The sequence below is a fragment of the uncultured Dysosmobacter sp. genome, from assembly GCF_947631165.1.
In the GTDB taxonomy this organism is placed as follows: Bacteria; Bacillota; Clostridia; order Oscillospirales; family Oscillospiraceae; genus Oscillibacter.
In genome coordinates, this window is sequence record NZ_CANRKH010000065.1 from 1 (window position 1) to 10,519 (window position 10,519).

The window sequence follows — 10,519 nt, forward strand, 5'->3', positions numbered from 1 at the left end:
TTCAGAGTACCGTCGGGATTCACGGCCACCTTGCCGGAGGTATCGGGTACTTGCTTGACACAAACAATGATCTTCATAGTCGTTTTTCCTCCTCTTACAGACCCATGTTGGCGGAGATGACGATGCGCTGGACCTCGGAAGTGCCCTCATAGATCTCGGTGATCTTGGCGTCGCGCATCATGCGCTCCATGGGATAGTCCTTGGTATAGCCGTAGCCGCCGAACATCTGCAGCGCCTTGGTGGTGGTCTTCATGGCATGCTCAGAACAGAACAGCTTCGCCATGGCGGCCTCCTTGGTGTAGCGGACGCCCTGCCCCTTCAGAGAGGCGGCCTGATAGGTCAGCAGGCGGCCGGCCTCGCAGCCCAGCTTCATGTCGGCGAAGGTGAACTGGGTGTTCTGGAACTTGCTGATGGGCTTGCCAAACTGGACGCGGCCCTTGGTGTAGTTGATGGCCTCCTCCATGGCGCCCTCGGCGATGCCCAGAGCCTGCGCGGCGATGCCGATCCGGCCGCCGTCCAGAGTCTGCATGGCGATGGAGAAACCCTTGCCCTCGCGGCCCAGCAGGTTCTCCTTGGGAACGATGCAGTCGGTGAACACGATCTCAGCGGTGGGAGAGCCGTGCAGGCCCATCTTCACCTCGTGCTTGCCCACAGAGAAGCCAGGGAAGCTGCTCTCCACGATGAAGGCGGAGATGCCCTTGGTGCCCTTGGTCTTGTCGGTCATGGCGAAAACCACGAACACATCGGCCACATAGCCGTTGGTGATGAAGATCTTGGAGCCGTTCATCACATAGTGGTCGCCCTCCAGCTTGGCCTCGGTCTGGCCCTTGGATGCGTCGGAACCGGCGTTGGGCTCGGTCAGGCAGAACGCGCCAACCTTATGGCCGGTGGTCAGCATGGGCAGATACTTGGCCTTCTGCTCCTCGGTGCCATGGGTCAGGATGGGGTCGCAGCACAGGCCGTTGTGGGTGGCCACGATGTCGCCGGTGGAGGCGCACTGCTTGCTCAGCTCCTCGATGCAGATGGCGGAAGCCAGGGGGTCGGCGCCGGCGCCGCCGTATTCCTTGGGAACGCACATGCCCATGACGCCCAGGTCGAACAGCTTCTCGATGTTCTCCCGGGGATACAGGGTCTTTTCGTCGGTCTCAGCAGCGATGGGCTTCACTTCATTCTCGGTGAAATCCGCCATCATCTTCCGGATCAGCTGGTGCTCACGGCTCAGATTGAAATCCATGATGTTTACTCCTTATATCAAAATTTGGAAACGCAAGTTAATTGGGGCGGACGGATAGAATCCGCCGCTGCAGGATCTGTTGCGGGCGGGCTTTGCCTGCCCGCAACTCCACTGCCCGCGCCACTGGGCGCGGCTCCCTCGCCGCGCGAGGAGAAACCGGCAAAGCGCCGCCTGCTGCGGATGAAGCGAGCCGGTTTCGGGGAAGTGCCCCGGTTTGAAGGCTTCATGGAGGTCCTCAAACCGGCCGGCACGACGGTGGATCAGTCCTTGATGCCGGCGATATCCTTGGCAAACTGCTTCTTGCCCTGGATGTTGCCCTGGCGGGCGATCATGATGCGCTGGGCCTGGGGAGAACCGGCGCCGTGCATGGACTCGGTGCGGTAGCCCACGGCGGCGGCGCCCAGGCACATGTTCTCCAGGAACCGCATGACGCGCTGGCGGTCCTCGGTGGAAACGCCCTCCCGGGCAGCGAAGAACTTGTTGCAGATCTGGCCGATGGTCTCGCCGTTGCGGCCCACCACGGTGTCGCTGTTGAAGTCCTTCTGAGAGGGCATGGTGACCATCAGGCCGCCTGCGATATCCTCCGCCAGGCGGACGATCTCATAGGGGAACCGGGTGACGTTCTGCTTGCACACGTTGGCCAGCAGCAGGTCGATCTGATAGTTGCCCGCCTTGGTCTTGAAGCCCTGGGCGGAGCAGGCGATGCCGCAGCAGAACAATGTCTCGTTCAGGTGGGTCATCTCGATCAGCTTATCCTTCACGGCGCTGGCCTTCTCCACCCCGTTGTACTCGGCGGCGAGAGCCGCGGCGCCGATGACCACGTCGCCCACGCCCACCTTGCAGCCGCCGTAGGACTGGCGGTGATACCCGGCGAAGCGCTCCACGATCATGCCGGCGAACTCATACTCGCCGTTCAGGAAGATGTACTCATTGGGGATGAACACATGGTCCAGCACCACCAGGGCCTCCTGGCCGCCGAACTTGGCGTTGCCCACGTCGATGGAGGCGTCCTCCTCCAGCTTCCGGGTGTCGCAGGACTGACGGCCGTAGATCATGTACATGCCCTCAGCGTCGGTGGGACAGGCGAAGGAGACGGCCCAATCCTTGTCCGCCTCGCCCATGGAGATGGTAGGCATGAAGATGTGCCAGTGGCTGTTGATGGAGCCGGTCTGGTGGCACTTGGCGCCGCAGACCACGATGCCGTCGGGGCGGCGCTCCACGACATGGACATACATGTCGGGATCAGCCTGCTGGCTGGGGGCCTTGGAGCGGTCGCCCTTGGGATCGGTCATGGCGCCGTCCACGGTCAGGTCGTTGTCCTGCACCATGGTCAGGAACTTCTTGAAGTTCTCGTGATAGTGCGTGCCGTACTTCTCGTCGATCTCAAAGGTGGTGGAGAATACAGCGTTGAAAGCATCCATGCCCACGCAGCGCTGGAAGCAGGAGGCCGTCTTCTGGCCCAGCAGGCGCTGCATCTTCACCTTGTTCATCAGGTCCTCGGTGGACTGGTGCAGGTGGGTGAAGCGGTTGATGGTGTGGCCGGTCAGGCTGGACTTCACGGTCATCAGGTCCGCGTACTGGGGATCCTGGGCCAGGGCGTAGGTCATGGCGACGCAGTTGATACTGGGACGGATCATGGGATGGTCCACCCAGTTCTCGATCTTCTCGCCGAACATATACACCCGGGTGTTCAGCTTGCGCAGGCTCTCGATATACTCCTGTGCGGTCATTAATGCCATTTCGTTTTCCTCCTCAAAAGATTGGGGTCCTTAGGTCTATATCAGGCGGGGGGAGGGACGTCCTGTCCAATGGAATACGTTTTGCACGAATTCACTTCGGGCAAAACACCTCTGCCCGCCGCGGCGACACGTTCGCCGTGCGAACGTGAGGGGGTTCAGCGGAGCCGGGCCGGAGGCACGGCGGAGCGTCTAAGGGGGACGCAGTCCCCCTTGGACTTAAGCAAGTCCCATCAGTTCATCACGGAAAATACGCTCATCCATGAGCTTCAGATCCTCGGCGATCTTCGGCATGAATTCCATCTGGTCCAGGACCTGGGTCTGGAGGTCGATGCCCGGGGCGATCTCGATGAGGGTCACGCCCTCGGGGCGCAGCTCGAACACGGCGCGCTCAGTGATGTACAGGACCGGCTGATGCACCTTGTTGGCGTAGGTGCCGGAGAAAGTGATGTGCTCCACCTGGTTGACGAACTTCTTCTTGGCGCCCTCCTGGGTGATGACCAGCTTGCCGTCCACGCACTCGGTCTTGAGGCCCTTGGCAGTGAAGGTGCCGCAGTAGACCACCTTCTTGGCGTTCTGGGTGATGTCGATGAAGCCGCCGGCACCCGCCAGACGGGTCCCGAATTTGGAGACGTTCAGGTCGCCGTTGGGGGCCGTCTCGGCCAAGCCCAGGAAGGCCACGTCCAGGCCGCCGCCCTGGTAGAAGTCGAACTGGACGTTGTGGTCCAGAATGGCCATGGAGTTGGCAGCGCCGCCGAACTGGGTCCCGCCATAGGGCACGCCGGCGATAGAGCCGGCCTCCACCGTCAGGGTCATTTTGTTGGAGATGCCCTCCTCAGCCGCCACGTTGGCGATCTTCTCCGGTGCGCCGGTACCCAGGTTCACGATGGCGTCCTGGGGCAGCTCCATGGCGGCCCGGCGGGCGATGATCTTCTTGGCGTCCATGGGAATGGGGGGGATGTCGTCCACAGGGATGCGGAACTCACCGCTGAGAGCGCCGTCATAGGGCATGCCCAGGCACTGGAGGTTGTCCTCGATGGAGCCCACCACGATGGCGTCCACATAGATGCCGGGGATCTTCACCAGGCGGGGGTCCAGAGATCCGCCCTGGACGATCTTCTCCACCTGGACGATGACCTTGCCGCCGGAGTTCTTGGTGGCCTGGCACTGGGCGGTGACGTCCAGAGGGCCGATCTCACGGTGAACAGTGCAGTTGCCGTACTCGTCGGCATAGCTGGCGCGGACCAGGCACACATCGATGGGGATGGGTTTGTACAAAAGCCGCTCCTCGCCTTCGATCTCCACCAGCTTCACCAGGTCCTCCTTGGTGCACTCGTTCAGCTTGCCGCCGCCGTTGCGGGGATCCACGAAGGTATAAAGGCCCACGTGGGTTATGGTGCCGATGTTGTGGGCGGCAATGTCACGGTACATGTGGGTTATCACGCCCTGGGGCAGGTTATATGCCTCCAGCTTGTTCTGGAGGGCCAGCTCGCCCAGCTTGGCGGCGCGGTCCCAATGGCCGCCCACCACGCGCCTGCACATACCCTCGTGGCCGAAGTGGTCGCCGCCGGTGCCGTCCCGGTGGCCCTGACCGGCCGCAAAGAACAGCGTCAGGTCTCGGGGATGACCGGTCTCGACAAAGCGCTGCTCCAGCGCCTTGGTCAGCGCCTCGGGGCAGGCGCAGCTCACAAAGCCGCCGGTGGAGACGGTGTCGCCGTCGTTGACCATCAGCGCCGCTTCCTCTGCGGTGATGACTCGAACTTTCTTCATATCAAATGCCCTCTTTATATATGTAGTATCAAAATGGATAATTGATAATTAGCAGCAGCCGCTCACTTGTTCTGGAAGTGCTTTTCCTTGCGCTTTTCCAGGAAGGCGCTCATGCCCTCCTTCTGGTCGGCGGTGGCGAAGCACATGGCGAACAGCTCGTTCTCCAGAGCAATGCCGTCGTCAATGTCCATCTGCATGCCGCGGTCGATGCAGGCCTTGGAGTACTTCACAGCGATGGGGGCGTTGGCGGTGAAAGACTTGGCCATGGCGATGGCACCGTTCAGCAGCTCCTCGGGAGCGTACACGGCATTGACCAGGCCGATCTCCTTGGCCTCGGCGGCGCCGATGACCCTGCCGGAGAAGATCAGCTCCTTGGCCTTGGCGATACCCACACGGCGGGGCAGACGCTGGGTGCCGGAGAAGCCGGGGGTGATGCCCAGGCCCACCTCAGGCTGGCCGAACTTGGCGCCGCCCTTGCCTTCGGCGTTGGGGCCGGCGGCCAGGATGATGTCGCAGCTCATGGCGATCTCGCAGCCGCCGCCCAGGGCAAAGCCGTTCACCGCGGCGATGGTGGGGATCTCCAGCTTCTCGATGCGGCGGAACAGGGCGCTGCCCCGCTGGCCCCACTTGCGGCCGCCGGCCACATCCAGGGGATACTGCTCGCCGATGTCGGCGCCGGCCACGAAGGAGCGGCCCTCGCCGGTGAGGATCATGGCGCCCAGAGAGGCGTCCTGCTCGACCTCGGTGATGACCTGCTCCAGCTCGGAAATGACGGTGGAGTTCAATGCGTTCAGCGCTTCGGGACGATTGATGGTGACAATGGCAATATTGTCCTGCTTCTCGTAACGAACGGTCTGATACATGACTTGGTTCCTCCTTTAATTTTGATGCGGGCCGCGCCGCCGGGCAGCGCGGCTCCCATTTGGTCCTGACTGAAATTATAGCAAATTCCGTGCCAGCTTCGCAAGGGCAATTTTTCCCGCCAGTGGGGATTTTTTGTGCGATATGACCGGCTCCCGCCGCTTTTTTTGTGGATTCATTGCGTGATATTTGCCAATCATTTGGGGGGCTATTCACTTTTGAATAGACCGTTTTTGCGTTTCCTCCAGGAAAAAACGAGATGGTTTTTGTGCGGAGCAGATAAAATCTCCCACAAAATTCTGTACGTTTCGCCCGTTTTTTTCTGGTCCCTCCCCCTTCCTATTCATTTTTGAATATGGTATACTCATAAATGAATAGTTCCCGGCGGTGCCGGGGTCAGAAAGCTGGTGAAGCGCTTTGTCAAATTCCACGAATTTCTCCGATCTGTTTGACAAGGATATCAATCTCAAGGGCCTGTTCGACATCATCAATCCTGAGAACAACCTGGTGCTGGCAGACGACATGATGCTCTCCGACGCTCAGGGGATCATCCTGCGGGTCAGCGAGACCTATGAGAAGAACTTCGGCTTCGCCCACGACTCCATCGTGGGCAAGTCCGCCTTTGACCTGGAGGCAGACGGCACCTTCACGCCCTGCATCACAGCGGAGGTCATCCGGCAGAAGCGGAAGATCACCGCCACCCAGACCATCAACCGCGACTTCAAAAACGTGATGACCGTGGGCATCCCCCTGTTCGACAACCAGGGGGAGCTGAAATACGCTGTGTGCTTCAACACCGTGTCCATGGAGCAGATCAACACCATCCAGCAGAATTACCGCCACTTGCAGGATTCCTTACAGCAGTATTCCGAAGAGATCGCCGAGCTGCGGACACGGGCCACCTCCACCAGCCTGATCTTCCGCAGCGCGCCTATGCAGCGGCTGTGGACCCTGATGCAGAACACCGCCAACACCAAGGCCAATATCCTCATCACCGGCGAGACCGGTGTGGGCAAGAGCGCCGTGGCCAAAGCCATCCACGCCATGAGCAACCGGGCCGACGGCCCCTTCATCGAGGTCAACTGCGCCGTGCTCCATGAAAATCTCATCGAGTCGGAGCTGTTCGGCTATGAGAAGGGCGCGTTCACCGGCGCCTCCTCCTCCGGCAAGATCGGCAAGATCGAGCTGGCCAACCACGGGACATTGTTCCTGGACGAGATCGGCGAGCTGCCGCCCCACATCCAGTCCAAGCTGCTGCAGCTGATCCAGGAAAAGACCATCGAGCGGCTGTCCGGCACCAGGAAGATTGAGCTGGACTTCCGCCTGATCGTGGCCACCAACCGTAATCTGGAGGAAGCGGTGCAGCGGGGCCTGTTTCGCTCCGACCTCTTTTACCGGCTGAATGTCATCCGCATCCACATCCCGCCTCTGCGGCTGCGGGTCGAGGACATCTTCCCCCTGGCCCATCAGTTCCTGGCCCGGTTCTGTGGGGAATACGGCAAGGCGCTGACCTTCAGTCCCCGGTTCCTGGCGTTTTTGGAACAATACGACTGGCCCGGCAACGTGCGCCAGCTGGAAAACCTCATCGAACGGCTGGTCATCACCGTGCAGGACCCCATCATCGACGTGACCCACCTGCCGGTGGAGTACACCGGCGAGGCGGTGACGCCGGCGGAGCTGCTGGCCCGGAGCGGGACTCTGGCGGAACGGATGGACGCCTACGAGGGGCAAATCATCCGGGACGCCTACCGCCGCTGCGGCACCACCGTGGCGGTGGCCCGGGAGCTGGGCATCTCCCAGGCCACCGCGGCCCGGAAGGTAGCCAAATATGTGGCCAGAGAGGACGGTGGCAGAGCATGAGTCTGATCTCTCTGAAAGCCGACCTGCGGCAGGAGCTGAAGCTGACCCCTCAGCTGCTGCAAAGCATGGAGATCTTGCAGATGAACTCCCAGGAGCTGCTGGAATACCTGGGCCGGGCTGCTGAGGAGAATCCCGTGCTGGAGCAGGAGGACGCCCATGACCTCCGCAGCGCCTACGAGGAGCTGCGGCAGAAGGCCAATTGGATCGATGGCGGCGTATACGGCGCCACTTTCACCCACGAGGGCGGCGACTTCCCGGAGCGGGGGCGCGTGGACCGGGAGACTGAGAGCCTGTCCGCCTTCCTCTGCGACCAGCTGGAGCGGAAGCGGCTGCCCAAGCCCCTGCTGGCCCTGTCCCAATACATGGCCCAGCTGGTGGACGAGGACGGCTATCTCACTGCCGAGGACCTGGAGAGCCTGACGGACCTGAAGATCCCCCAGCCCCTCATCGACCAGGCGCTGGAAGCTCTCCAAGGGCTGGAGCCCGCCGGCGTGGGCGCCCGGAGCCTGTCGGAATGCCTGCTGCTGCAGCTCTCCCGCCGGAAGGACGTGTCCCCCACGGTGCTGGACGTGGCCGCCCGGTTCCTGCCAGAGTTGGGCCGGAAGCACTACGGGGCCATTGCCCGGGAGCTGGGCGTCGCCGTGGAGGAGGTCCAGGCGGCGGAGCGGGTCATCGCCGGACTGGAGCCCCACCCCGGCCAGGCCTTCCAGCCGGCGGAACCAACCGTGTATGTACGGCCCGACATCTTCATTGTGGAGCTGGACGGGAAATTGCAGGCGGTTCTGAACGAATATTACCTGCCCCGGGTATCCGTCAGTACTTACTACGCAAAGCTGCTGAAGGAATCCGATGAAAAGGAGACCCGCGCGTATCTGCAGCAGAAGATGCAGCAGGCCAAATGGCTGCTGAACAGCCTGGAGCGCCGGGGAACGACGCTCCGCCGCTGCGCCAATGCCATTCTGGAGGCCCAGCGTCCCTTTTTCGCCGGCCAGACCGGGGCGCTGGCCCCCATGAGCCTCAGCTCCCTGGCGGAGTCCCTGGAGCTGCATCCCTCCACCGTCTCTCGGGCGACCCGGGAGAAATATCTCCAATGCCGCCAGGGCACCTATCCCCTGCGGTACTTCTTCAGCCGGGAGGTGGGCGCGCCGGGCTGCTCCCGGCAGGCGGTGAAGCAGCGGCTGCTGACCCTGGTACGGGAGGAGGACCCCAGCCATCCCCTCAGCGACCAGCGCCTGTGCCAGCTCCTGGCGGAGAGCGGCATGGCAGTAGCCCGCCGGACCGTGGCCAAATACCGCATCGAGCTGGGGATCAGCTCCTCGTCGGCCAGACGGCGGTAGAGGGCTTATCCCCATGGATATGCGAAGGGACAGCCGTTCAGAACCATCAGGCTGTCGAAAAAGCCTCGCAGAGTTCGCGCCCGCAGGCGCGAAAGGGATTTGATCTGTTTTTTCCGGCGGCGTGTACGTCAGAAAAAACACCTCTCGGCCTGCAAACGTGCGAGTTGTCCGCTTGGGCGGACAACGAGTGCGCTGCGGCAGGCCGCAGCTTCCTCGAAAAAGTGGCTATGCCACTTTTTCGACAGTCAGGACAGCCGTCCAGAACGGCTGTCCCCCTTTTGGGCTCAGGCGAAGCTCACCACGGTGCCGGTCTTTCCGTCCAGAGCGTCCAGCGCCCGGTCCAGACTGGTGATAATGGCCCGCCTGCCGGGATTGGCCCGGACAAATTTCATGGCCGCCTCCACCTTGGGCAGCATGCTGCCCACGCCGAACTGGCCCTCCTCCACATAGCGGGCGGCCTGGGCCAGGCTGAGGCGATCCAGGTCCCGTTGGTCGGGCTTTCCAAAGTTGACGGCCACCTTCTCCACCTCCGTCAGGATCAGCAGCGCGTCGGCGTCCACCTGCTCCGCCAGCAGCTCTGCGGCGAAGTCCTTGTCAATGACCGCCGCGACCCCCTCCAGGGTCCCGTCGGGATTCTCCACCACCGGGATACCGCCTCCGCCGCAGGTGATGACGATGGCGTGGTCCCACAGCAGCCGGACGGCGCCGATCTCCACGATCCGCCTGGGGAGAGGCGACGCCACGACCCGCCGCCAGCCCCGCCCCGCGTCCTCCCGCAGAACGTAGCCCTTCTCCCGCTCCAAGGCTCTGGCCTCCTCTTCCGTATAGAAGCCGCCGATGGGCTTGGTTGGCTGCTGGAAGGCCGGGTCCTGCCGGTCCACCACCACCTGGGTCGTGAGGGACACCACCGGGTAATTGCGGTCCCGAGCCGCCAGGGCGTATTTCAGCGCCTGCTGGATGTGATAGCCGATATAGCCCTGGCTCATGGCGCCGCAGACGTCGAAGGGCATGGGCGGCACCGTGTCCCTGGCGGTCTCACTGGCCAGCAGGATCCGGCCCACCTGGGGACCGTTGCCGTGGACGATGGCCATTTCATAGCCCCGGCGGCTGATCTCAGCGATGTGGGCGGCGGTCTGCCGCACCACCTCCAGCTGGGCCTGGGCGGTGGGGGCGGAATCCTTGGACTGCAGCGCGTTGCCGCCCAAGGCAATGACAAGTTTTTCAGGCATGGCATGTGACTTCCTTTCCGTGCGTTTGTGTCTATGGCAACCTTCAGAAATAATGGCAGCAAGGGAGGTTGGTGGAGGTGGTACAGAACAAGGAGGACGGCACAGGCGGGCTGACGCCCGCCAAGGAGGAAGACGCAGTTATGTGCTGCCTGTATCCGCCGAACTGCTGTCAGTATTTTTGAATGTTGCTATAGTCTGTGCGAAAAGCGGGCGGCTCATGCGCACAGGAAGGGAAATCCGGCGCCGCGCCCTTCCAGCCCTGCCTCCGGCATGGGACGCGGCCAGGCGTTTTTCCAGCGCAAACATTTGCGAAATCATCTGCTGTCGGCATCCGATCCATAGAAATGGGCGGCGATATCCCCAAAAAGCGCAGTCATCTTTGTTGAAACAGACAAAAAGCATTTGAAACTGCAACTTATGTAGGATTACAATACATATTAGACAGTTGAATAAAAAAGGATGAAGGATAAAGCCTCATCGGTTAAAGTTGAG

Annotated in this window: 7 protein-coding genes; 2 read left to right on the forward strand and 5 right to left on the reverse strand. The window is 61.9% G+C overall.

Going from position 1 to position 10,519, the window contains the following annotated elements; translation table 11 throughout:
• Positions 1–94: 94 nt before the first annotated feature.
• The 4 genes from Q0Z69_RS15765 to Q0Z69_RS15780 all read right to left on the reverse strand — a co-directional run bounded on the left by Q0Z69_RS15765 (position 95) and on the right by Q0Z69_RS15780 (position 5,603).
• Entirely contained in the window at positions 95–1,234 is a 1,140-nt protein-coding gene (locus Q0Z69_RS15765) for an acyl-CoA dehydrogenase (protein WP_298035359.1), read from the reverse strand.
• 260 nt (positions 1,235–1,494) lie between these two features.
• Positions 1,495–2,973, reverse strand: coding sequence for a 4-hydroxyphenylacetate 3-hydroxylase family protein (locus Q0Z69_RS15770; RefSeq protein ID WP_298035360.1), 1,479 nt, complete (start codon positions 2,971–2,973; stop codon positions 1,495–1,497).
• A 216-nt stretch (positions 2,974–3,189) separates the two neighbouring features.
• Positions 3,190–4,740 carry an acyl CoA:acetate/3-ketoacid CoA transferase gene (locus tag Q0Z69_RS15775; protein ID WP_298035361.1) on the reverse strand — a complete coding sequence of 517 codons (1,551 nt, stop codon included), beginning with the start codon at positions 4,738–4,740 and terminating at the stop codon, positions 3,190–3,192.
• A gap of 62 nt (positions 4,741–4,802) precedes the next feature.
• A complete protein-coding gene (locus Q0Z69_RS15780; RefSeq protein WP_298035362.1) occupies positions 4,803–5,603 on the reverse strand; it encodes an enoyl-CoA hydratase-related protein in 801 nt (266 codons plus the stop codon).
• Between the two features lie 415 nt (positions 5,604–6,018).
• Here Q0Z69_RS15780 and Q0Z69_RS15785 point away from each other — a divergent pair, with 415 nt between their 5' ends.
• Together Q0Z69_RS15785 and rpoN are read left to right on the forward strand one after the other, a co-directional pair.
• Positions 6,019–7,461 (forward strand): sigma-54-dependent Fis family transcriptional regulator, encoded by a 1,443-nt coding sequence (locus Q0Z69_RS15785; RefSeq protein ID WP_298035363.1) that lies wholly within the window; start codon positions 6,019–6,021, stop codon positions 7,459–7,461.
• The gene (rpoN, locus tag Q0Z69_RS15790; protein WP_298035364.1) at positions 7,458–8,798 is read left to right on the forward strand and encodes an RNA polymerase factor sigma-54; all 1,341 of its coding nucleotides are present in this window, start codon (positions 7,458–7,460) and stop codon (positions 8,796–8,798) included. Before Q0Z69_RS15785 ends, rpoN begins: the two co-directional genes overlap by 4 nt.
• Positions 8,799–9,082: 284 nt before the next feature.
• On the opposite strand, the gene arcC is transcribed toward rpoN, so the two are convergent.
• Complete coding sequence (gene arcC / locus Q0Z69_RS15795; protein ID WP_298035365.1) at positions 9,083–10,027, reverse strand: carbamate kinase; 945 nt, start codon at positions 10,025–10,027, stop codon at positions 9,083–9,085.
• Positions 10,028–10,519: the final 492 nt, after the last annotated feature.

What these genes read in the sequence shown, in the direction of transcription:
- arcC (WP_298035365.1), bottom strand. Translation starts at nt 10,027, where the DNA reads ATGCCTGAAAAACTTGTCATTGCCTTGGGCGGCAACGCGCTGCAGTCC.
- rpoN (WP_298035364.1), top strand. Translation starts at nt 7,458, where the DNA reads ATGAGTCTGATCTCTCTGAAAGCCGACCTGCGGCAGGAGCTGAAGCTG.
- Q0Z69_RS15770 (WP_298035360.1), bottom strand. Translation starts at nt 2,973, where the DNA reads ATGGCATTAATGACCGCACAGGAGTATATCGAGAGCCTGCGCAAGCTG.
- Q0Z69_RS15765 (WP_298035359.1), bottom strand. Translation starts at nt 1,234, where the DNA reads ATGGATTTCAATCTGAGCCGTGAGCACCAGCTGATCCGGAAGATGATG.
- Q0Z69_RS15780 (WP_298035362.1), bottom strand. Translation starts at nt 5,603, where the DNA reads ATGTATCAGACCGTTCGTTACGAGAAGCAGGACAATATTGCCATTGTC.
- Q0Z69_RS15775 (WP_298035361.1), bottom strand. Translation starts at nt 4,740, where the DNA reads ATGAAGAAAGTTCGAGTCATCACCGCAGAGGAAGCGGCGCTGATGGTC.